We start from the raw sequence: 23,601 nt of genomic DNA on the forward strand, positions 1-23,601 counted from the left end.
AAGCACGACCTGTTGCCAGATCGTGCAAAAGAGTGGGAGTTATAGGCGTTCTATCTCGGCAATCACGTTGTCAAACAAGTCTTCACCTGTCTTGCTACGCAGATCTTGGTACACGGCTGCATTCATTTTTTCTTTCATGATGCTGCGTACCTCGTCTGGGACGATGTTAACCGTCATGCCTTTTGCTTCGAGCTCTTTGATTACTTCTTGGTTTTGCTTAGCGGCGAGCTCACGCTGTTTTGCGATGGTTTCTTTGCTTACTTCACTGATCAGCGCTTGTTGTGCGGCCGGCAGTGAATCCCAAAACGATTTGTTCATGAACAACACGTAGTTGGTGTATATATGGTTAGTTAAAGAGAGGTACTTTTGTGCCTCGTAAAAACGTTCGGCATAAATAGAGTAGATAGCACTTTCTTGAGCGTTAATCAGGCCTTGTTGTAACGAGGTGAAAATTTCTCCCCAAGACAGAGGTGTTGGCGCAGTACCAATAGATTTCCACGCGCTTATTTGAGTGGGGTTAGATGCCGAGCGAATCTTTAGCCCTTTCAGGTCCTCAATACTATCAATTGGCTGTTTGTTGTTGGTCACGCTACGAAAGCCGACCTCCATAAAGCCAAGTCCATGAAAGCCTTTTGATTCCATAGCATTCAACAATGGTTGTCCGATCTTCTCACTGTCGAGCGCTTTGTGTGCTTGCTCTTCGCTATCAAAAAGGTAGAACACGTCGAGCACGTTAAACTCAGGGACGTAGGGAGAGAGTAAAACTGACGCACCAAACGTCATTTGTAAGTTGCCTTGCTGCACGAGTTCAGTCGTCTCACGCACATCGCCTAGTTGTCTTGCCGGATAGATTTCAACTTCTATCTCACCGTTTGAGCGAGCTTCCACTTCTTGTTCGAAATAGAGCATTGCTTTGTGTACGGGAGAGGTTTCTTGACTGTCATGAGCAAGACGAATAACACTGGTTGCAAACGTATTCATACTGCTAAATGCAAGTCCCAGTGCGGTAAGTGAAGTAAGGATTGCTTTCTTCATCGTTCTTCCTTGTTTCTGGTATGACCTGCCATGGGCATTCGTCGGCAAGTCACACAACTTTTTATGTTTTTATAAATTAGTTGAGCAATTCATATCCATTTTGCATACGAATCCAAAATAAAACATTAAAGTAACAAGTCAATAACAAGATTGATGAATTGATGAGGAATTAAATAACGATTGGTGAAAATTTAATCGTGATCACAGAAAATGCCTTACTCGAAAGCAAGACATTTTGTTTATGAAGAATGAATAAAAATGGATTTATTAAGTGGTGCTACTACGTTCGATCAAGGTGCCTTGCTCGAAAAGGTATTCGCCAGTTGCATCCAGGTTGCCGTTGATTCGATTCATCAAGTCTTCAACCGCTCGTTTAACAATTTTGTCGACTGGTTGAGCAATGGTGGTCAAATCATAGCTCGGCCATGCAGACATCGGAATGTTATCTACACCCATCACAGAGAAGTCTTGGGGGATCTTTGCTCCGGCTTGTCGCAAGCCATCCATCACACCCATGGCGAGGATGTCGTTTGCACAAAAAATTGCATCGGGTTTGCTAGTGTGCGACAAGATCGCTTTCGCCGCTTCTAAGCCTGCTTCAAAGCTGTACTTGGCTTGGATAAAGGTTGGTGACGGGGAGCCGAGTTCTTGCAATTTTGAAGAGAAACCCAGCCAACGCTCTTCACTGGTCATGGAGCCAGCATCGCCACTGATATAAGCACACTGTTTTGCGCCTTTCTGCGTTAAATACTCGGCTGCTTGTTGGCCCGCCAATCGGTTATCAATACCAGAGCTATTGGCATTAATACCCTCGGCGTAGCGGTTAATCAAGCTTAAATGAACGCCAAACTTTTCGCATTGGGCAAACGCGCGTGAGGTTAAACGGCTGGTGGCGATAACGAGTCCGTCCACTTGGTATTCAATGGCGCGTGAAATGGCGAGATCGAGGTCGTCCTTGTCGATAGGGCAAAGCACAACTTGTCCGCCTCGCTTTTGAATTTCGACAGCCAAAGCACGAGATTGCATGTCATACATTGGGTTTGATTCGCTATCTAACGCAATCGCCACTAAGCCTGAACGATTCGAAATCAGACCTCGGGCGATGGCATTCGGTGTGTATCCGAGCTTAGCTGCGGCATCCATCACCATTTTGCGTTTCTTCTCGCTAATACTCGCAGTCGGGCTGAATGCTCTAGATACCGTCGATTGAGAGACGCCGAGCATCTTCGCGACGTCGATCGAAGTTACTTTCGCTTTAATGGTGATACTCCTTATTTAAGGCCATTGAACCTTCTCATACGTGCTGAGTGTATGGGCTAGGGGATTTCTGTGTCTAGAGCATTACATTGATAAGGCGTAAATATCAGAGAAAACTCAAGAATTCATCACATTTCTCTCTTGTTTGAAGCCATCAATGATCATTTTGTGTTCAGACCCAACACAAAAGAAGCTAACGCCGAGTTCACGCCATTCCCGAGCTTGTTGAGCCGTCGCGACAAACATGCCAACAGGTTTATTGGCGGCTCTGGCCGCTTCGATTACTCGCATACTTGCTTGTGCGACTTTCTCATCATGAACGCTATCAGCACCATAAGCGACAGTGAGATCAACTTGGCCAATGAAGAGCGCATCAATTCCTTCAACATTGGCAATCGCTTCAACATTTTCAACCCCTTGAGGGTCTTCAATTTGTGCAATGACAATCGTATTCGCACGGCTGTCTTTTAAGTGTTCAACCATGGGCTTAGTGGCGTATTGCGCTGCTCGACTGGAACCAGCATACCCTCGGCCACCTTCTCCGTAATGGCAGATTTTCGCCAGTTGCGTCGCTTGCTCAGCAGTACAAACATGGGGAATTTGTACACCCGCCGCGCCACAGTCAAGCGCGTTCAAAATGGTTGAAGGGGCGCTGTCTTGTACTCGTACCACGCACGCGAGGTCATTCGCTCTGGCCGCCATGATGCACAGATCAAGCGAGGAGCGATCGAAAGGTGCGTGCTCTGCATCCAGTACCACAAAAGGCAACTCTGCCAGTGCCAATACTTCGATAATGTGAGGGTGAGGGGTTTTAACAAATGTACCTAATATCGTTTCTTGATTCAGACGTTGTTTAAAATTGCTCATGATTCTCTCCTTTGCAAAGGTATGCAAAAACTAACATGTAGAAATGTAAATGATGAGTAAAAATGATGTGATCTAAAACTCATTTTTGATTGAAAATTAAACTCAATTAAGGTCCTTATTACTTGCTTTTATTTGTTTAAACTAATAAATGCAAAGGCTTAAGGATTGTTTTTGTGGTTTGTTGACTTAACTTGTCAAATGTTAATTAAGTGTTTAATCTTATTTTGCATTCGTATCCAAAATCATAAAAATAACCGTTCGTCAGCCTCAATGTTCAAGGAGAAACCCAATGGCACGCATTTTAAAAAACGGAATCACTGAAGAAGTATCAGCATCAAACGACGCAAAAGTGCGTCAGATTGTTGAAAACATTCTTGCTGATATTGAATCGAAAGGTGATAGCGCTGTACGTGAGTTGTCTGAAAAGTTTGATAACTGGTCGCCGGAGCAATTCCGCCTGTCAGAAGAGCAAATCCAAGCCTGTGTGGATGCGCTTGATGAATCGACTCGTCATGATATCGAGTTCGCTCAGCAACAAGTTCGAAACTTTGCTCAAATTCAACGTGACTCAATGAAAGACGTCGAAGTAGAAACCATGCCTGGTGTGGTACTGGGGCATAAAAATATTCCAGTCAACAGCGTGGGTTGTTACATCCCTGGCGGTAAATACCCATTGGTTGCATCCGCTCACATGAGTGTACTGACGGCGAAAGTCGCGGGCGTAAAACGTGTTATTGCTTGTGCGCCACCGTTTAATGGCCAGCCGAATGTGGCGATTGTCGCTGCGATGGCAATGGCGGGTGCGGATGAAATCTATTGCTTCGGTGGTGTTCAGGCGGTAGGTGCAATGGCTCTGGGGACGGAGACTATTGCACCGGTCGATATGATTGTAGGGCCGGGTAACGCATTTGTAGCAGAGGCAAAACGTCAGTTGTTTGGTCGCGTCGGTATCGATTTGTTTGCAGGCCCAACTGAAACCTTAGTCATTGCTGATGAGAAAGGCTGTGACCCTGAATTGGCAGCGGCGGACTTGCTTGGTCAGGCCGAGCACGGTTACAACTCCCCAGCTGTCTTGTTGACCAACAGCGAGACATTTGCAAAAGAAACTATCAAAGAGATTGAACGTCAGCTAACTATTCTTCCAACGGCGGAAGTTGCGGGTAAAGCGTGGGCAGATTACGGACAAGTGATCGTATGCGATAGCTACGAAGAAATGGTGGAAGTGGCAGACGATATCGCTTCTGAACACGTTCAAGTGATGACGGAAGATCCTAAATACTTCCTAGATAACATGACCAACTACGGTGCCTTATTCCTAGGTCGTGAAACCAACGTTTCTTACGGCGACAAATGTATTGGTACCAACCATACACTGCCAACGAAGAAAGCGGCACGATATACCGGTGGTCTTTGGGTAGGGAAGTTCATCAAGACTTGTACTTACCAGCGTGTGACGGAAGCGGCATCCTTAAAAGTCGGCGAGTACTGCTCTCGCTTGTGTGCACTCGAAGGTTTTGCTGGCCACAAAGAGCAAGCGGATATTCGTGTGCGCCGTTACAAAGGCAAAGTGGAAGAGGCGTAATATGTCGAAACTTGCCTTAGTCACAGGCGGCAGTGGCGGACTGGGTGCCGCCATTTGTCGCAAGCTAGCTGAATCGGGATATCGCGTAATTCTGACTTACAACAGTAATCAGAAAGCGGCCGAGGATGTGCTTTCCTCGCTGCCACGTAACGAGCATCTAGCATTCAAATTGAACGTGGCAGATTCTAGTGCGATTGAACAGCTTAAACATCAAGTCAGTGAAATAAGCGACAAGCTGGATTTGTTGGTCAACTGTGCGGGGATGACGAAATTCGTCGCGCACTCTGATTTGCAAAGTTTAGATGACCAGCTGTTTGACCAAATTTTCCAAGTGAACGTCCGTGCGCCTTTTGCCATGGTTCGAGCGTTTGAGCCTTGGCTTAAGCAAGCCAATGGTTGTGTGGTGAACATTACTTCTATCGCGGCACAGACTGCGATGGGGAGCAACATTGCTTACTGTGCAAGTAAATCTGCCGCGGAGAACATGACCCGTTCTTTAGCTCGCGCTCTGTCTCCCGAGGTTCGAGTTCTGGCTGTTGCTCCAGGGCTTGTCGACACTGAGTTTGTCAAAGGCTTGGATGACGCATGGCGTAATCAACAAGAACAATCCACACCGCTTAAGCGTTTAGCCAATGATGAAGAAGTCGCTCAAGCCGTGTACGCCGCGGCAGATCTTCTTACCTTCTCGACAGGCAATACCATCGCGGTTGATGGTGGGCGACCTTTAGGTCTGTAACTAACAATTCAAAGGCTAGGTCCAAACAAGGACAACAAGGATTTACAATGACTCTACAATCTAAAATGAATAATAACCTGGTCCGCTACATGGAACTGATTCCGGGTACGAGTGCGTTTATTGATGCGCGCACGCCAGGCAGTGATCTCAAAGATAACTTTTGCATTATCGGTGCAGGGGTGGCAGAGAGCAGTCGTCAGCATGTTCATATTCGCGATACGGCGGGCTTTAACATTGGTGCCGCAGGCCAACCGCCGGGCATCAAAAATTCGTTGCACTCTCATCGTACCGCCGAGCTTTTCTTGGTGTTCAAAGGTCAGTTCCGTTTTTATTGGGGGAACGATGGAGAGCATGAGGCGGTGTTGTCTCACGGTGACGTCATCTCGATTCCAACCAATCTCTTCCGTGGATTTGAAGTGGTTGGCCGCGATTACGGCTTTATGTTCTCGGTACTTGGCGGCGACGATTCAGGTGGCGGCGTTATTTGGCATCCAAACGTTATTAAAGACAGTCAAGGTTATGGTTTATACCTCAAAGCCGATGGCACACTCGTGGACACCATTAATGGCGACCCGGTGCCACAAGAATCAGAATTGATGCCGCTGCTTACCGAAGAAGAGCTCGCGACCTTCGATACCTACACCGCAGAAGAGATGATGCCATTTGTCGCTCTGCAAAAAGATTATCGTGAAATCAAAGGCGATTTCAGCGGAAGCAACGTGAAACAATACGCCTTAACGGGTCATCCTTTGGCGAGTTATGACTTCCAAGTAAAGAGTGAAGATGAAGTGAGCATCATGGCTTATGAGCTTTCTGAAGGTGGCTCGATTCCTCAACACTGGCGAGAAGAAAAACAAGTGCTTATCAACTTTGATGGCGATACTGAAGTGGTCCTCACGCATCAAGGCGAACAAGCGAGTGTTGTTTTAACGCGCGGTGATGTGCTGAATGTTCCAGAAGGTGCGTCATACTCACTGACGAACTTGCGTGGTAATAGTTTGACGTATTGCATTCTTGGCTCTGATCAACCAAAGCCGCTGGCAGGAGAATAAAATGACGCAACCCACCTCGTTAGTTTGGCTACCCGGACTACTTTGTGATGGCACATTGTTTGAGGATATCAACCGAGCGTTGCCAAGTTGGGTTGAGCCTACATGCCCGACGCTGGCTTCATTGCCGTCAATGGAACAGCTGGCGCAGAGAGTGTTGCAAGACGCACCGCGGGAGTTTGTCTTGGGGGGCTTATCAATGGGTGGGATTCTTGCCTTTGAGGTGTACCGTCAAGCGCCAAACAGAGTCAAAGGCTTGATCCTCATGGATACCAATGCAGCAGATGAAAAGCCAGAGGTGACACAAAAGCGTGATGCACTGGTTAATCAGGCATTAAATGGTGAGTTTGAACGCATTACGCCTGACACTCTGATGCCTGTGCTGATTCATCCCAGCCGTTTGCAAGACAAAGCGTTAACTGAGCGTATTGAAGGCATGGCGGTCAATGTAGGTTTGGAGGCATTTGAAGCGCATGCTAAAGCGTTAGCAACTCGCCCGGATGCTCGACCTTTATTGGCGGACATTCAAGTTCCTACGTTGGTGATAACAGGTAAAGAAGATAAGCTTTGTCCGCTAGACAATCACCTGCTCATGGAGAGATGCATCCCAAACGTCACGCTTCATGTTATCCCTGAGTGTGGGCATCTATCTACGCTGGAGCAGCCTTTAATGGTTAGTGAAGTGATGACTACTTGGCTTCAAGATAACTTTGCTTTGTGTTGATAAGAACTTCATCACTCACCACCTTAAGGCTACTTGGGTATAGGTGGTGAGCGATGAGTATTATCAGAAGTAGTAGCGAATACCTGCCGCGAATTGATCATCACGGTTTTCGAATTTGCTGCCATCGTACTGATCTTTACCTAGGTCGAACTGGTATTCAGTCCAAACTAGGAATTTGTTCTTCTGGAAGTGGTATTCAAGACCAGGGATCAGCAAGTTACGCTCATAACCTTGTGTCTCGTCACCGCGATCTTCCATGTAGTTGTAGTTCAACGTTGGGCGTAGGCCGTTGTCGAAGTGGTAGTAAGTGTAGATTTCGCCACCTAGGGTATCGAACATTACGTCCGTACCGCCTTGGCTTACCGCTTCCCAGTTTTCGCCAACGTGGAAAGTCGCACCCGCGTAGAAGCCACCGTTGCTGTAGTTTGCGCCCAATAGCATGATGCGCATGTTGTCGCCGTTTTCTACGCCAACCACGCTTGCGTCTAGATCCGCAACTTCATTTTGATGGTAAGCCGCACCAAGTGTTACGCCATCAACGGGTTTGTAAGTGATAGACGCACCCATGCCGTTTTTCAGTGAGGCTGTCGCATTGCTTGCTAGAGCAACATCTTCACGCGTGGTTTGGTAAGTAAAGCCGTAGCTCACTTTTTCATTAATTGAATTACGGTACGTAATTGAGTTTTCTGCACGACCTGCACCTGATGCGATACCCCAGTCAGCTAGGTTGTAAACACCTGAGCCACGAGTACCGAATACACGACCTAAATCGGTGTACCATGCTACGTCGTAGAAGGTAGACCACTGCTTAGTACCCGCAGCAATCTTGCCGTATTTTTCGTGATCAACACCTGCGTATAGCAAGCGGTCGTAAATGTTGTCGCCGTTCGCGCCAGAGTTGTAGCCCCATTCCGCGTGACCGAAACCAGTCCAGCCGTTATCCAGACCCATTTGGCCTTTCAAACCGAAACGTGAGCTGCCGCTATTCCATTCGCCGTTGTCATCACCGCCACGGTCTTGGTAGCGAAGATCGAAACGGCCATCGATGGTTAAGCTGTCACCAGCGTCATTAACAAAAGTGTGTGCAGCAAAGGCTGAGCTAGAAGTAAGCGCTGCTAAAATCACTGCAGAAAGGGTCGACTTTTTCATCATCAATCTCATTATTCAGGGCGCAGAAAGCCACCGTGCGTTCATGCCCGTTGTGAATAAGGGTTCTATCTTGAGGTTGTGCCCCATCCTTGAGGCACGAGTTGGGAGCATGTCGCCTGAACCGAGAGGGGATTCAGGCAACATAAAGGCGGTTTGACAATCCGCCCCTAGGACTTCTTATAGAGAAGGGTTTAGGATCTGTTGAGTACGCTCGAACACGTCTAGACCTTGCTGTTTTAGCCAGTAAGGTAGGTCGATCAGTACCCAGTTCTCAGATAGCTTGTCGCCGTCACGGTAGTAAACGTCAACCACTTGCATGTCTGCACGTACTTCACCACCTGTCATACCTAGGAAACCACCGATTGGCGTGTTAGATAGGTTTGGCCAGCCGAAGAAACAAGAGAAGTTACCTTCTGCGAAACGACATACGTGGCCGTTAAACTTCTTGTCTTTCAGGTTGTTACGGAACGGCAATTGGTGCTGCTGTTGGTAACGAGGGATTGTGTAAGACGCACCGATACCACATGGACCGTACCAGATCATGTCTTTAGACCAGCTCTTCTCAAGAACTTCTGGTGGGCAACCCATAGCGCCACTGTCGTTTAGTGCAGATAGGTCATCAACCATCTTGTTCACTAGTGCTAGTGTTGCTACGCCTTCTTCTGGTGCTGCGTCTTCGAACAGTAGACCGTCGTGGTTACGAGGACCAGGGTATACGAAGTGCTTACCTGTTGATGGTGGTAGTGGGTAACAACCCGCTTGGTCCATCGCGCCTAGAAGGTCTAGGAATAGGCCAGTCTTAGTGATCTTGCCGTTTTCAACACAGTTAAATTCTGCGTAGCGGATGTTCATGATTTTGCCAGTTGGGCGCATGCCTAGGTATTCAGCGTCGAATAGACCCATGAAGTGACCCATGCTCATTACCCAGATTTCACCTGATGTTACTTCGTTCTCACCACCGATGAAGATGTCTTGACGACGCTGCATGCGAGTCATTGATTTCATCAAAGGAGCCCAGAAAACGTCAGCCGCTGCTTGAGCGCCTTGTTGTTCACGGAATGGGTAAACACCACGCCATAGGTAATCTTCTGAAGTGTGTGCTTTTAGTACTTCTGCCACGTTCTCGTGAGTTGCGTTTTCCATTGCGCTGAAGTATTCACGTACAACGCGTTTCGCTTCTTGATATTTAGACATAATAAACTCTCTTATTTGCTGTCGAGTCGGCTTTGGGAACAGGACTCGAAATTAAGTTTTTTCATCCGGCCGGGGAGCCAGCCGGAGTTTTTGAAATTCAGTTACGCTTTTGCTGCTTCGGCTTTTTTGCTCTTATCGAACACGCCGCCTTTTAGTGTCTCTGGCAGTGATAGCCATAGAAGACCAGCAAGGATCCATACGATTGGTGAACCCCACATTGCGGTTTGTAGGTCGGTACGCTCTTGGATGAAGATAAGTACCATTGGTGCCCACATACCGAGGATACGACCACCGTGGAATAGCGCCGCGCCGTAGCTACGTAGGTGTGCTGGGAACAGTTCTGAGAAGTAACCACCCCATACCGCTGAAGAAGACAGGCCGAAGTTGTAAATCAGACCAAGTAGAGCCAGCATGTTTAGGCCGCCAATCACCATGTCGCCAGGTGCAACAAAGAAGATTGAAACCATGATGCCCGCTAGGATGAAGCCAAATGCGTTCACCTTACGACCGAATTTGTCAGCTACCCAACCCCAGAACCACGCACCAAACAGTGAACCAAACGCTGAGATAGAGAAGATGAGACCGATGGTTGCACCGTCGAACATACGTACATCACGTAGGTATGTGGTTACGAAGCCACCAAAGAATTGGAAACCGTAGAAGTTAAGGCCAGCCAGTAATAGACACGTTAGTGTGATCTTACGGTAAGGCTTGCTTAGCATTTCGCCCCAAGAGCCTTTTTTCGCTGGTGCATTTGATTCTTCTGCTTTTGCTTGCTCTTCTTCACCGTAAGCGATCACTTTGCTGTCGCTAGGTAGTACAAAGATCATGACCACAGCGGCTGCCAATGGTGGGATACCACCAACAAGCATTAGGCTTTCCCATGGTGCATCGATGCTTGCAATAAATGCTGCATACGCACCCATTACCATCAGTGCTACAGAGAACATAGAAGACGCGAATGCCGTCAACTTACCACGCACCGTTGGCGTAAATAGGCCGATCATTAGGCTTACTGCCACGGTGAAGTAACCACCCAGTGACAAACCAATGATGAAACGCATTGCTGCCCATGTTGTGTAGTCGGTGAACATCATATTGATGATCGTTGCGCCACCGTTTAGGGCTGTGATGGTAATAAGAGTAGATTTCTTACCAAATTTTGTTGCGAACCAAGCACAGCTCAATGCACCGATAAGTGCACCAACCGACTGCCATGTATAGAACTGGGCAGTGTCTGACAGGCTAATACCATCATACGCTTCAACGATGTATGGGCGTACGTAGTCAATAATTACAAAGTTATAACAATAGAAAAAGTAACCAACCAGTATCGCTAGATAGGCAGCTACCCTTTGAATCATAGGAACTTCGCTCATGTGTCTTTTGGCATTCATGACCGATAAACCTCTATTTCACTTAGGATTTGTTGCAATTCAAACTTAAAGAACACGATCTTATTTGGATCATCTTCGATTTCGTGTCGGTGTGAATCATAGTTTTTTTAAGGTCATTAGATCCGTGATCAATATCAATTTTAAAATGAATGCGTACCCAATTAGTGGTTTTTAGTGATGGGAGTCTCATTAAATCGGTCTTTTTGGCATTTTTGAATATATAACCGTCTATATTGGTGATTATAGTCACAGTTATGGCGGGATTATCGTTTAGATATGCTTTTTTAAAGTAATATCCAAGCACAAATAATTAGCACCCAGAATTATGGAAACCCTGAAATGGTTACGTACTCAAGTTTTGTGGTGATTGCGTTATACGTGTTAATCACCATATTAATCAGCTATTTAGTGAATAAGCGCTACAGCAATGGTGGCGACTTTTCTACGGGTGGAAAGCAATTTGGTTGGTTTACGGCTGGTGTTTCGATACTTGCGACTTACATTAGTGCGATGACGTTTGTAGGGATGCCTGGTTGGGTTTATAGCTCTGGCATGGAAGCGATGAGTATTCACCTTAACTATCCCATCGTTATCTTTTTCACCGTCATTTTCTTTGTGCCTGTCTTTTATAAGCTGGGCTTGACTTCGATTTATGAATATCTTGAGCACCGCTTTGGGGTGTATGCAAGAACCATCAACTCGATTGTGTTCATTGTGGTTCAATGTATATCTGCGGGTGTGATTTTGTATGCCGTGGCGCTGATCTTAGTGCAAGTTCTGCCTATCAGTATTTCTGAAGCTATTATCTACATTAGTATTTTCACCGCTTGCTATACCTATGCAGGTGGGATTTCCACGGTTATCTGGACCGATATGTTGCAATCTGCAGTATTGGTGGCAGGCAGCATCGCTATCTTTGCCATTCTAATGACAGAGATTAATGCGGCAGATTACCTTTCTCGTGATCACCTGAATATCATCAACTTAGACTTTGATTTGGGCGTGGATACCACACTCTGGGCTGGCGTGGTTGCCGTGAGCTTTTTGCATTTGAGTGTGTACGGCACCAACCAATTGATCATCCAACGCACGTTAGCGACGAGATGTGAAAAGACGGCGCAGAAGTCGATGCTGTTGTGTGGTTACGGTGCGTTTTTCGTGTACTTGTTCTTCGCGGTACTCGGTGTCCTTCTGAGTGTTTTCTATCAAGATCAATCGTTTGAAAACAGCAACGAAGTGATTTTGGATTTCGTCTTCAACCACACTAACCCAATCGTCGTTGGTTTGATCATTTCCGCGTTGGCGGCGGCCGCAATGTCGACCTTGGATTCTACCTACAACTCAATGGCGACCGTCGCAACGTTCGATATCTACAAGCGTTTCGTTCGCAAGAGTGCCGATGATGAGCACTACGAAAAAGTCGCAAGAAAGATGAGTTTGCTAGCTGCGGCTATGGTGGTAGTGCCAGCTCTTCTGGCGGTATCGAATGAATCGGTACTCAAAACCATCGCTAGCCTGACTTCCATCTTTGTTGGTATCCGTCTTGGGTCATTCGTGCTTGGCTTATTCTGGGCAAAAGCCAATGAGAAAGGCGTGATCGTTGGCAGTATCATGAGTGTGATTGCGGTGTTTACTGCAATGTATCTCGACGTGGCTTGGCCGTGGTTCGCGCCAATTGGTACGTTCGTCTTCCTTTTGTTTGGTGTGTTAGTGAGCCGTCGTTGGGGCGCTGTGACTGCCGAGCAACAAATCTTTATCAATAATCAAAAACATCTTTTTGCAAAGCCAACCGCAAGTCATTACGGGCTGTTGGTGTTCGCTGTGGCGACCATCGCTGCTTGTATGGTTCTCCCTGATTGGCTTTATGCTGCATTGTCGTAATAGGTAAGTTTATGCTGTCCATCTTTGATATTTACAAGATTGGTGTGGGCCCTTCTAGCTCTCACACCAATGGTCCAATGATCGCGGGTTACCACTTCACTCGTTTGATTGAATCGAACTTGGCAAAAGTGGTTCGTATTCAAGTCGATTTATACGGCTCACTCTCGTTAACGGGGGTTGGTCACCATACTTACCGTGCAACGATTTTGGGTCTGTTGGGTAACAAACCAGATACCATCAAAATCGCTTCTGCGAACAAAGCGATGCGCAAGGCGATTGAAGAGGGCATGATGTCTGTTGATGGCCGTCATGAAATCGAATTCAACTACAAAACGGATATGTTATTCCACGAAGAGAACCTTCCTCTGCATGAGAATGGCATGACGATTACTGCCTTAGATGCGCACGGCAATCAGGTTGGGTTTGAAACTTACTACTCTATCGGTGGTGGTTTCATCGCAACGGCGGATGAACTGCAAAATGGCAGTGCGACTGCTCCCGTAGAAGTTGAGTTTCCATTCTCCAGTGCAGACGAAATGTTGGCACAGGCAGAGAAGAACGGCATGAGCCTCGGCGGCATGATTCTGAAAAACGAACAAGCGTTTCAGGATATGGAAGCCATCAATCAACGCGCAGAACAGATCTGGCGTGTGATGACGCGTTGCATGGAGCGCGGTTTCGAGACAGAAGGTATCTTGGATGGTGGCTTGAACGTGACCCGCCGTGCGCCTAACTTGTTGAAGAAGCTTGAAGCAAATGCAGCGATTGAAAACGACCCAATGGAAATCATGGATTGGATTAACCTGTTTGCTTTTGCTGTGAGTGAAGAAAACGCGGCTGGTGGACAAGTCGTAACGTCGCCAACTAATGGTGCGGCGGGTGTGATTCCGGCGGTATTGATGTACTACCATCGCTTCATCAAAGAGCTCGATACTAAACAGCTTAAAGACTTCCTTGCTGTATCCGGTGCGATTGGCATTTTGTACAAAACCAATGCGTCTATCTCGGGTGCCGAAGTGGGTTGTCAGGGCGAAGTCGGTGTTTCTTCTTCTATGGCGGCAGCTGGCTTGACCGCGCTACGTGGTGGCAGCAATGAACAAATTTGTATTGCGGCTGAGATTGCCATGGAGCACTCACTAGGCATGACTTGTGACCCAATTGGTGGTTTAGTGCAAGTACCGTGTATTGAGCGTAATGCGATGGGGGCAATGAAAGCGATCAATGCTTCTCGCATGGCATTAAAGCGTAATAGTAAATGTTTGATCTCGTTGGATAAGGTGATTGAAACCATGTACCAAACGGGCAAAGACATGAACAAGAAATACCGCGAGACGTCACTGGGTGGGTTAGCTTTGATTCACCTAGCGCCGCCTTGCGAATAATGAGTTAGGCACATCTAACCAACAAAAAAGCCGAAGCACTGAGATGCATCGGCTTTCCTTTTTTGGAGCGTTTATAACTTAGCTATGCGTTTGCTCACCTTTTGGTGTGCTTTGGTTTAGTTGATAGTGCAAAATCACCATCGAGGTGGGTGACAGCAAGACTTCGCCTTCAGCATGTCCTGGGTTGAGGTTACGTACGTTTGTATCACAGATCGTCACCCATTCTTGCTTTCGCTCATTGGGGAGCTTAAAGCGCGCTGTGGCGTTAGTTTGGTTGATGAGGTAAACCAGCTCTTGCCCTTCTTTACCGATACCAAGGTGAAGTGCGACAGAGCTTAAACGGTTCCAATCATCGTGCTCCATTAAGCGACCGTCTGTACGGCGCCAGAAAATACGGTTGTTATTGCGGTTTTCGCCACTGAAAGCTCGGATAAATGGCACCATGTATTGATTTCGGTTGGCGACCATTTGTGACATCCATGCTTTGAAATGTTGCTTACGTTCTGTCTCTTCCCAGTTCAGCCAACTGGTTTCGTTGTCTTGGCAATAGGCATTATTGTTACCGCCTTGGGTGTGAGACAGAACATCAGCAGTGAGAATGTGTGGGATACCGAAGGCAAACAGCAAGCTAGCAATAAGGTTGCGTTTTTGCTTCTCACGCGTGGCGATGATCATCAGATTTTCTGTCTCGCCTTCAACACCGTAGTTTTCTGAACGATTGTCACCGTGACCGTCGCGATTTTCTTCGCCATTGGCTTCGTTATGTTTGTGCTTGTAAGACACTAAATCTTGCAGTGTGAAGCCATCGTGATACGTGATGTAATTTACGGTGAGTTTGTATGGCCAGTTCGCTGCACTGTAAATGTCACGAGAGCCCATTAATCGAGTGGCAAACTCTTTTAAATAGCCTTGATCACCGCGCCAAAAACTGCGGGAAATATCACGCAGTTTGTCATTACATTCGTTCCAACCAAATGGAAAGTTACCCACTTGGTAGCCATTTGGACCAATATCCCAAGGTTCGGCAATCAATTTGGTTTCACGCAAAATTGGGTCTTGCGCAACGGCTTTAAAGAAAGCTGCTTCTGGGTTGTAATCATCGCCCTGTCGACCTAACGTTGCAGCCAAGTCAAAACGGAAGCCATCGACTTTAAATTCGCTAACCCAGTAGCGCAATGTATCCATCACAAGGTTTAAGGCTGGTTGGTAGGTGAGATCCACTGTATTTCCGCAGCCAGTGTAATTGGCGAAGTGGTTGCCATGTTTGATGTAAAAACAGGAATCGAGGGCCTTCAGGTTGAAGATTGTAGGCCCTTCACCACCTTCAGCAGTGTGGTTGTAAACCACGTCGAGAATCACCTCAATGCCGTTTTTATGCAATTCGCGAATTGTTGTTTTTAATTCCGTAACGGCGTCTTGTTCTGCGTAGCGCGGATCGGGCACCATAAAGAGATAAGGGTTGTATCCCCAATAATTGACCTTTTCCATCTCTAGTAGGTGAGGCTCATGCATGCATGCTGCGACAGGTAGCAATTGCAGCGTGTTGATGTTTTGCTGTTTGTAAAAGGCCAGCATTTCAGGTGATGCAAGACCTAAATAGCGCCCCCTCAGCTTGTCCTCAACCTCTGGGTGGCGTTGGGTAATCCCTTTGACGTGCGTCTCAAACAACACCATCTCTTCTCTGGGTATATGCGGGTGATCCGTGTTTTGCCAGTCAAAATCATCTTCGATAACGACGCACTTCGGCATATCGAAACTTTTGGCTGGAGAGTAGGGAGGATGATAGTGGAGGGCTTTATCTATTGATTTTGCGTACGGATCAGAAATTAACAGTGGCTCGTCCTTGTGGGAGACAAGATAACCGTATTTTTGCCCCGGCTTAATATCTGGAATAAAAGTATGACGTATGCCAGCGTATTCATTCGGTAAACCGCGAAGCTCGTAGCTGCCATCGTCTGCAAACAATGCCAGTTGAATGTCTTTTACGCCCGGAGCATGAATAGAGAAGTTACAGCCTTCTTTATTCAATGTTGCGCCCAGGGGGTAGGGGCGAGAGAGAAGTCGTGTCATCGGAGATACTTTATTTAATATTTATTGCTACCTTTAGGAAACTATAAGTTAAAAACTTTGTCTTACTAAGGTCAACCACCCTAAATATAAAAATATTCGTGTAATTTAATTACTTTATGTGACGGCTTAGAGTCAAAAATATGAAATGGCTATCACTTTGTAGCGGCTCAAAACCGAACAAACTTACTAATTCCTCCCTAGATTGGTGATCTGACTCGAAAAAACACCATTCGGTAAATTTTCTACTCCCTTCTCATCCCCCTTAAATTAGTTTAGGGCGGAGGAAGTCATCCTTGTACGCCTCGGGTAATCTCACAACTGTTGAAACAAACGGGGATTCGTTCCCATCTTACCTCTCTTTCTTTAGGTGTGTTTTTACTGCCTATATTCACCTAAAAGAGTGAGCAGGGAAGACAGAATTATAAATACCCTTAATGGAGTTAAGAATGAAAAAAGTAAGTGCAATTGCTGCTGCTGTAGCTGCAACTTTAGCTGCTGGTTCTGCATTCGCAGTGGATTTCCACGGTTACATGCGTGCTGGCGTTGGCGTGAACGCTGACGGTGGTCAACAATTAACATTCGAAAAGAACAAGATCGGTCGTCTAGGTAATGAAAGCGATATCTACGGCGAGATTCAACTAGGTAAAGAAGTTTACAACAACAACGGCAAAACGTTCTACGTAGACTCTATGGTTGCAATGACTTCTAATGGTTCAAACGACTGGGAAAGCACTTCTGCTAACTGTGGTTTGGATAACGGCGAAGTGAAATGTGTTGACGATGCACAATTCGCACTACGTCAATTCAACGTTCAAGCTAAAGGCCTACTAAACTTTGCTCCAGAAGCAACACTTTGGGCTGGTAAGCGCTACTACCAACGTCACGACATTCATATCTCTGACTTCTACTACTGGAATATCTCTGGCGCGGGCGCTGGTGTTGAAGGTATCGAAGCTGGTCCAGGTAAAGTTTCTTTCGCTTGGGTTCGTAATGACCGTGGCGATATCGCAGACCCAGGCAACGATGGTGGCGCAACAAACGTAAACACTCTAGACGTACGTTACGCAGGTCTTCCTCTATGGGACAACGGCTCTCTAGAAATGGGCTTGAACTACGCAATTCTTAACGAAACTGACGCTGCGCCAAACGGCACTAAAGATGCGAAAAACGGCGTAATGTTCACAGCAGAATTGACTCAAGGTCTAGACGCTGGTTTCAACAAAACAGTGCTTCAGTACGGTACTGAAGGTTACTCAAAAACAATGGCATTCTACGGCGACGGTAGCTGGTACGGCGCAGAAGCTGACAACGGTGCATCTGGTTACCGCCTAATCAACTGGGGTGTAATCGGCATGGGCGACAGCTGGGAAATGGGTCACCAGTTAGTGTACGGTGTTGGTGAAGACATGTGGGCTGGCCAAGACAAGTGGGAAACAATGTCTGTTGTTGTTCGTCCAATGTACAAATGGGATGACAACCACAAAACTATCTTCGAAGCTGGTTACGCTATCGACGATAACGACGGCGAAGAAAACAAATACGGTAAGCTAACTGTTGCTCAAGCATGGTCTGCTGGCTCTAGCTTCTGGGCTCGTCCTGAAATCCGTGTTTACGCTTCTTACCTAACGGCTGACAAAGAAGACAACTCAAACACATTTGACAACGGTCGTTCAGACGATACGTTCCAATTCGGTGTACAAGCTGAAGCTTGGTGGTAATCATCTAACCACTAAGTCCTAAATTGTCCTAGAATGATACAGCCAGAACTTATCTGGCTGTATTTATTTAAAAAAACAATAAAGAGTCGAGGTAGACAGTAATGAAAAAATGGCTTGCTCCCGTACTGCTGGGCATGTTGGCTACTGGTTGTGCGTCTGTAGAACAAGTAGAGATGAGTCCAAAAGGTCAGCAACAAGTGATCACGCAATCGGGTGATATTCAATGGGTACCGCTTAACGTGCCTGTGGTTACTGAATTCGCTTTGACTGATAAAAGCCAAATGTTGTTGGATGGTAACAGTGCTGGCGCTATTGCAGCGTTTGCTCTTCCAGGTAACCGTGGCAGTCTCGATATCAAATTAGAGACATTCGTAAGTAAAGAACTTCAATTTTATGCTCCTAATGTCGCAGTGATGAACTCGGCAGGAGAAACCATTTACCAAGCAGATTTTTCAAAGTTTAAGTATGAACCAGCAAAACTGTTGGACAACGATAAATTCGTACTTGATCTCAATGTGATTCCAGACATGACAGGTAACGATCTGCATGTGTTGGTTTACACGACTTCCGCCGATCTAAAAGGAAGTACACAAGTTTTACACCCTGCAAAAGCCTTCGCCATGGCGCGTCACACTCAGCCGCCAGATATTGCAGACCCTCTAGCGAAACATAGCCCACTCGGTCAGTTCCGCTTTTCGGTATCCGCGAATGATATTGTGAATACTAAGATTGTTGCGAAAAACGATAACATTCCCCAAGGTACGGACCTTACTAGCTACTACTACAGCTCAATTGAAGCGGCAGTCGCAGCGAATGATATTCCGAAAGCGCTCACTTTGCTTGATGAAGCAAAAGAACTGGGTATCGAAGGTGCGCAACAAGTGTTTGTGAAAGCCGTAAATAGAAAATAATCAGATAAAAAAAGGTCAGCGAAATGCTGACCTTTTTCATAGAAAATAAACTAATAAAAATACCCCTACATAGAGTTACCTTATTCACATAATTATTTTTATTACTTTGTTTTTTATATAGGTTGGATCAATAATTAATGGCAGTTCCTAATTTATTTTTTGTACTTAGGAAATAAACAAACTTCTCGAAGTGATTTAAATTCGCAATCTGACGATATTTATTTGGCGTTTGATATTTCCATTTTAATAACGATTAATATTTCTTTTAACCGTTGAGTTTATTTTGCTTTGGATATACTAAAAAGGAATTACGTGAAATGAACATGATGAAGACCTCTCTTGCTGCTGCCCTACTTGTTGCCTTAGTAGGTTGTCAATCGACGGCAGAACCAGAAGCGGCCGCAGAGCCTGTTGTTAATATGTCTCAAGACGAAGTGGTTGCTTTCATGAAAGCGTGTGACAACCCAGATAGCACAGCGAAAGGACCTATTTCTAAACCACTATTTGTGGTGGGTACTTTTGCGGATTCCGATTGGAAACACGTGCCTCAGCGTCAATACACCTACAAAGGGAATAATTTCTACCAAGCCGTGGTTCAAGAAAAAGTAGGCTCCTACAAAATGCAGTATGCGACCGAGTTGTGGTTCCCACAATTTACCGCAAAAGGTAATAGAATGAACGTTGGTGAATTAACACCATTAACATTTGGTGGTTACGGTACGGATACTTCGGTTGATATTAAAGAAGATGGTAAATATGTATGGAGTCTTCAGTTTGAAGGAAAAGGCAAACCTGTTCATGTCATGGTAAATAAGTGCCAATAATATTCAATTCAATTATTTAAAATCTATTTTTATTTATTAATCCCTGCATGAAACACATGTCGGGGTTAATTTTATTACTCAAATTTCCGTAGTTTATTTGAGTAAGTTAGGGAGAATAAAATGCGTAATATCCTACGTAACCATCGCCTGTCTCGATCGTTGCTTGCGTTAAGTGTGATTGGTGCTTTATCTGCGTGTAATTCTTCTGGTGGTGGCGACACTAATAGCAGCACTCCGCTACCGGATACCAGTTATGCTTGCCAAGCCAATGTCATGGCGCAAAGTAACCAACTTCGTACTTATCAAATCATGGTAGAGAGTTTTGTGGATGGTGATGCGAGCATTGGTCACGGTACAGGTTATGGCACCAGCCATCATAACGGCGATTTGCAAGGAGTGATTGATTCACTCGATTACATCCAAGATTTAGGGATGAACGCGATTTGGTTGACGCCAGTTTTTGAATCGGAAGCGATAGCAGGACAAGATCATTGGGCGGATCGTTTGGACGCCACCGGCTATTTTGCGACAGATTACTTTAAAATCGACCCCAAATTTGGTGACTTAGCGACCGCGAAAACTTTAGTCGAAGAAGCACACAAACGCGGTCTGTACGTATTTTTTGATGGCGTATTTGGCCACCATAAGAATGGTTTGATCAAACCCTCGCCTTCCGGCTTGTTGCCTTCAGGCTCAAGCAATCCCGTGGATTACCCAGCCAGTCTCGATTTCTACAAAGAGGTGGCGACGTATTGGATCAAAGAACTCAAGATTGACGGCTGGCGTTTAGATCAAGCCTATCAAGTTCCGACAGACGCTTGGACACAACTTCGTAAAGCCGTCGATGAAGCCTCACAAAGTGTGACGTACACCAATAGCAAAGGCGAACAAGTGAATCCGTTGGGCTATATGGTGGCAGAGATTTGGAAAGGGGAGTCTGAGATCGCGAATGAGGCGTATGGATCGAACAGCGATCCAGCATTGTGCTCTGCGTTTGACTTCCCTATGCGATATCGCATCGTTGAAACTTTGGCCGTGAATGAGAGCGGCGTGGGTGGTCGCGGTGCGGATTGGTTAGACAACGGCTACAGCACACACAACCAATATCCAACACATGCGCAGCCGAATTTGATGATCGGCAACCATGATTTAGTGCGCTTTGGTGACTTGTTACAGCGCGGAAACTTGGCGGATGTGAATGATGCAGAATATTGGTTACGCCATAAAGCCGCGTTTGCTTTCCAAGCGGCGTACACCGGGCCAATCACGTTGTACTACGGTGATGAAATCGGGGATCAAGTGGATGGTTTTGCCGTAAAAGAAGACAACAGCACCTGCGCCATTCAAGGTTTGTGCGATGATCACGTTGCGCGCAGTAGTGCGAAAATTGAAGGCGTGACGGCGACGCTTGATGCAAACCAAGCCGATCTCAAATCTTATGTGACATCGCTGATGACAATGCGCGATGCGCATCCTGCACTTTATCAAGGGTCACGCACGAATTTAGTTGCGAGTAACGGCAGTTATGTGGACTTGAAACAATCTGGTTCGGACAAAGTCTTGTTTGCGCTAAATACCTTAGAGAGCGCTAGAAGCGTCACTCTTACTCAGGAGAGTGTTGGTACTGGTGAGTTGGTGGATTTGCTCACGAATGAAAAAATTACTCCGAGTAATGGTCAATATCAGATTCTGATGTCGCCACTACAAGGAAGATTCTTTGCGGTAAAACCTTAAGGAATTATCCAGAATTGATGCTCACCAGTTGAGCTGACTACAAGTTTTCTTATAAACAAGCCAAGTGTTGTTGCTGACCCCCATAGGCGCACACTTGGCTTTTTTCTGTCTGTTTTACTTTTCCCTTAATGGTTTTACGACGATGTAGCCAACAAGTTGCTTCGCTTTTTGTATTGGCATTTGTTTTCAGCAGATGGATATTTGTGAGATAAGCTGCACATTAAAAAGTAAATTAACACTTGTGCAACGTAAAAATGTGATTGAAGGATTACTTATGCCCCACTAATATGTTTATCGTGTTTGGGATTTATATAACTAATGGAAAAGTATAATGAAATCCATAACAAACTCCCTCTGTCTCCTTGCTGCTGTTAGCTCTCCGTTTGCATATAGCCAAATTATCAACGGTGACTTTGAGCAGTGGAATGGCAATGTACCTACGCAGTGGTCAGAGATTGACGCGGGCATTACAGTGTCGCCAAGCAGCGAGCAAATCAAATCGGGTGGTCTGGCTGCCCAGGTCGTCGTGAATACAGGTACCCAAAGCAACACCGACTTTTTGCAAACCATTAATGTGGAGCAAGGGAAAACCTATCCGTTTTCTGTCTCGGTTTATCATACCGAAGGAAATGTAAAAGCACGTCTGGTGGTTGATGGTTATCACAATTACTCGAACCCACAACAGATAAACCAGTGGCAAGAGCTCGCGCACAACTACACAGCGAGCTCGAACAAGACCATCAACGTCGGTTTGCGTTTTTACGATGAAGCCAGTTTTGATGGCTCAGAAGCTGTCTACGTCGATAATTTTCAACCGACCGAGACAAGTACACAACCTCCTGTAGAAAATTGTAGTGATCATGAGGTGGTTCTTACACTCACGACGGACAACTATGGCTCAGAAACTAGCTGGGAGTTGAAAAATAGCCAAGCGCAAGTGCTTTTCTCTGGTCAGGGGTATGAGTCGTCAACCTCTGTAGATAAGACCATGTGTTTGGCCGATGGTAACTACCAATTTACGATTCAAGACAGCTATGGCGACGGCATTTGCTGTGGCAATGGTTCGGGGTCTTACGCGTTGAAGGTGGGAGATAAGACTCTTGCTTCTGGCGCTGAATTCTCGAAAAGTGAAACCACCGATTTTAACTTAGGTGACACAACGACGACCCCACCAGTGGTTGATGGTTACTATCAAGCGGCATCTGGTAAGACGGGATACGCTCTAAAAACAGCGTTGTTTAACATTATCAATAATCACTCTAGCCGAGGTTATTCTGCGGTGTGGACCTTGGTAAAAGATGCCGATATTGATCGTTATTATGAAAATGATGGCTCTATTCTCGATATGTACTCTGAAAAGCCATCTGCTAGCGATACAGTAAGCTTTACCAAAGTCACAGACCAATGTGGCCAATACAAAACGGAAGGGGATTGCTACAACCGTGAGCACTCTTTTCCGAAAAGCTGGTTTGGCGGTAAGGTTGAGCCGATGAACTCAGACGGTCATCACTTGTTTGCAACTGATGGTTATGTAAACGCGAAGCGCAGTAATTGGCCATTTGGTGAAGTGGGCACCGCGACCTACGTGTCTAGTAATGGCTCTAAACTTGGCCAAGCAAGCACTAATCTGGGCTACTCCGGTACGGTGTTTGAGCCGATTGATGAGTTTAAGGGCGACTTCGCCCGTGCTTATTTCTACATGGCAACCCGCTATGAAAATGTTGTAGGTAACTGGGAAGGCAATTCAAGCAATGCGGATGCTGTCCTTGATGGTTCAAGTTCAACGGTTTTTGAACCTTGGATGTTAAACATGCTGAAACGTTGGCACAAAAATGATCCCGTTAGTGAAAAAGAACGAAATCGGAATCAACAAGTGTTTGATTTTCAGGGCAATCGTAATCCATTCATTGATCATCCTGAGTTTGTTGAACAGATTTGGGGAAACTAACACCTTTTTGATTTTGGTATCCACCATTTAGTGACGCCAACAAAACAAAGGGGAAGCGTGATGCTTTAATGCCGTTCACTTAAGGTGAGCGGCATTGTTTTTTCTAGGGTATCGGCTTGGTTTTTTCTTAACGACTCTAGGGA

The 23,601-nt window shown here is 46.0% G+C and carries 18 protein-coding genes; 11 read left to right on the forward strand and 7 right to left on the reverse strand.

Going from position 1 to position 23,601, the window contains the following annotated elements:
* Nucleotides 1–39: 39 nt before the first annotated feature.
* From R8N49_RS23050 to R8N49_RS23060, 3 genes are all read right to left on the reverse strand, one after another.
* On the reverse strand, nucleotides 40–1,035 hold the full coding sequence (locus R8N49_RS23050) for a TRAP transporter substrate-binding protein (RefSeq protein ID WP_025768662.1): 996 nt from the start codon (nucleotides 1,033–1,035) through the stop codon (nucleotides 40–42).
* A 267-nt stretch (nucleotides 1,036–1,302) separates the two neighbouring features.
* A complete protein-coding gene (locus tag R8N49_RS23055; RefSeq protein WP_104976388.1) occupies nucleotides 1,303–2,259 on the reverse strand; it encodes a LacI family DNA-binding transcriptional regulator in 957 nt (318 codons plus the stop codon).
* A 150-nt stretch (nucleotides 2,260–2,409) separates the two neighbouring features.
* Nucleotides 2,410–3,159, reverse strand: a complete 750-nt coding sequence (locus R8N49_RS23060) for an HpcH/HpaI aldolase family protein (protein ID WP_053307977.1) — start codon at nucleotides 3,157–3,159, stop codon at nucleotides 2,410–2,412.
* Nucleotides 3,160–3,448: 289 nt separating this feature from the next.
* Here R8N49_RS23060 and hisD point away from each other — a divergent pair, with 289 nt between their 5' ends.
* The 4 genes from hisD to R8N49_RS23080 are packed head-to-tail and all read left to right on the forward strand — an operon-like array spanning nucleotide 3,449 to nucleotide 7,250.
* The gene (hisD, locus tag R8N49_RS23065) at nucleotides 3,449–4,741 is read left to right on the forward strand and encodes a histidinol dehydrogenase (RefSeq protein WP_186585588.1); all 1,293 of its coding nucleotides are present in this window, start codon (nucleotides 3,449–3,451) and stop codon (nucleotides 4,739–4,741) included.
* 1 nt (nucleotide 4,742) lies between these two features.
* A complete protein-coding gene (locus R8N49_RS23070; protein WP_025768659.1) occupies nucleotides 4,743–5,477 on the forward strand; it encodes an SDR family NAD(P)-dependent oxidoreductase in 735 nt (244 codons plus the stop codon).
* 47 nt (nucleotides 5,478–5,524) lie between these two features.
* Nucleotides 5,525–6,529 carry a cupin domain-containing protein gene (locus R8N49_RS23075; protein WP_186585589.1) on the forward strand — a complete coding sequence of 335 codons (1,005 nt, stop codon included), beginning with the start codon at nucleotides 5,525–5,527 and terminating at the stop codon, nucleotides 6,527–6,529.
* A 1-nt stretch (nucleotide 6,530) separates the two neighbouring features.
* The gene (locus R8N49_RS23080; RefSeq protein ID WP_258473891.1) at nucleotides 6,531–7,250 is read left to right on the forward strand and encodes an alpha/beta fold hydrolase; all 720 of its coding nucleotides are present in this window, start codon (nucleotides 6,531–6,533) and stop codon (nucleotides 7,248–7,250) included.
* A 63-nt stretch (nucleotides 7,251–7,313) separates the two neighbouring features.
* On the opposite strand, the gene R8N49_RS23085 is transcribed toward R8N49_RS23080, so the two are convergent.
* The 3 genes from R8N49_RS23085 to R8N49_RS23095 all read right to left on the reverse strand — a co-directional run bounded on the left by R8N49_RS23085 (nucleotide 7,314) and on the right by R8N49_RS23095 (nucleotide 10,990).
* Nucleotides 7,314–8,399, reverse strand: a complete 1,086-nt coding sequence (locus R8N49_RS23085; protein WP_017634480.1) for a porin — start codon at nucleotides 8,397–8,399, stop codon at nucleotides 7,314–7,316.
* Nucleotides 8,400–8,576: 177 nt separating this feature from the next.
* Nucleotides 8,577–9,593 carry a nuclear transport factor 2 family protein gene (locus R8N49_RS23090; RefSeq protein ID WP_005374772.1) on the reverse strand — a complete coding sequence of 339 codons (1,017 nt, stop codon included), beginning with the start codon at nucleotides 9,591–9,593 and terminating at the stop codon, nucleotides 8,577–8,579.
* Nucleotides 9,594–9,694: 101 nt separating this feature from the next.
* Nucleotides 9,695–10,990 carry an MFS transporter gene (locus R8N49_RS23095; RefSeq protein WP_017634479.1) on the reverse strand — a complete coding sequence of 432 codons (1,296 nt, stop codon included), beginning with the start codon at nucleotides 10,988–10,990 and terminating at the stop codon, nucleotides 9,695–9,697.
* A gap of 339 nt (nucleotides 10,991–11,329) precedes the next feature.
* Between R8N49_RS23095 and R8N49_RS23100 the strand changes: the two genes are divergently transcribed.
* Nucleotides 11,330–12,871: a sodium:solute symporter gene (locus R8N49_RS23100; RefSeq protein ID WP_005374777.1), complete on the forward strand. Its 1,542-nt coding sequence runs from the start codon at nucleotides 11,330–11,332 to the stop codon at nucleotides 12,869–12,871.
* 11 nt (nucleotides 12,872–12,882) lie between these two features.
* Complete coding sequence (locus R8N49_RS23105; protein WP_258490031.1) at nucleotides 12,883–14,253, forward strand: L-serine ammonia-lyase; 1,371 nt, start codon at nucleotides 12,883–12,885, stop codon at nucleotides 14,251–14,253.
* A gap of 78 nt (nucleotides 14,254–14,331) precedes the next feature.
* Here R8N49_RS23105 and glgX read toward each other — a convergent pair whose 3' ends face one another.
* On the reverse strand, nucleotides 14,332–16,323 hold the full coding sequence (glgX, locus tag R8N49_RS23110) for a glycogen debranching protein GlgX (RefSeq protein WP_258490032.1): 1,992 nt from the start codon (nucleotides 16,321–16,323) through the stop codon (nucleotides 14,332–14,334).
* A 446-nt stretch (nucleotides 16,324–16,769) separates the two neighbouring features.
* Between glgX and R8N49_RS23115 the strand changes: the two genes are divergently transcribed.
* From R8N49_RS23115 to R8N49_RS23135, 5 genes are all read left to right on the forward strand, one after another.
* The gene (locus R8N49_RS23115) at nucleotides 16,770–18,041 is read left to right on the forward strand and encodes a maltoporin (protein WP_005374784.1); all 1,272 of its coding nucleotides are present in this window, start codon (nucleotides 16,770–16,772) and stop codon (nucleotides 18,039–18,041) included.
* A gap of 101 nt (nucleotides 18,042–18,142) precedes the next feature.
* On the forward strand, nucleotides 18,143–18,952 hold the full coding sequence (locus tag R8N49_RS23120; protein WP_005374786.1) for a MalM family protein: 810 nt from the start codon (nucleotides 18,143–18,145) through the stop codon (nucleotides 18,950–18,952).
* Between the two features lie 317 nt (nucleotides 18,953–19,269).
* Nucleotides 19,270–19,776 carry a hypothetical protein gene (locus R8N49_RS23125; protein ID WP_005374788.1) on the forward strand — a complete coding sequence of 169 codons (507 nt, stop codon included), beginning with the start codon at nucleotides 19,270–19,272 and terminating at the stop codon, nucleotides 19,774–19,776.
* A gap of 120 nt (nucleotides 19,777–19,896) precedes the next feature.
* A complete protein-coding gene (locus R8N49_RS23130) occupies nucleotides 19,897–21,510 on the forward strand; it encodes an alpha-amylase family glycosyl hydrolase (protein ID WP_186585595.1) in 1,614 nt (537 codons plus the stop codon).
* A gap of 331 nt (nucleotides 21,511–21,841) precedes the next feature.
* A complete protein-coding gene (locus R8N49_RS23135; protein ID WP_186585596.1) occupies nucleotides 21,842–23,458 on the forward strand; it encodes an endonuclease in 1,617 nt (538 codons plus the stop codon).
* Nucleotides 23,459–23,601: the final 143 nt, after the last annotated feature.

Source organism: Vibrio sp. 1978, from assembly GCF_033344345.1.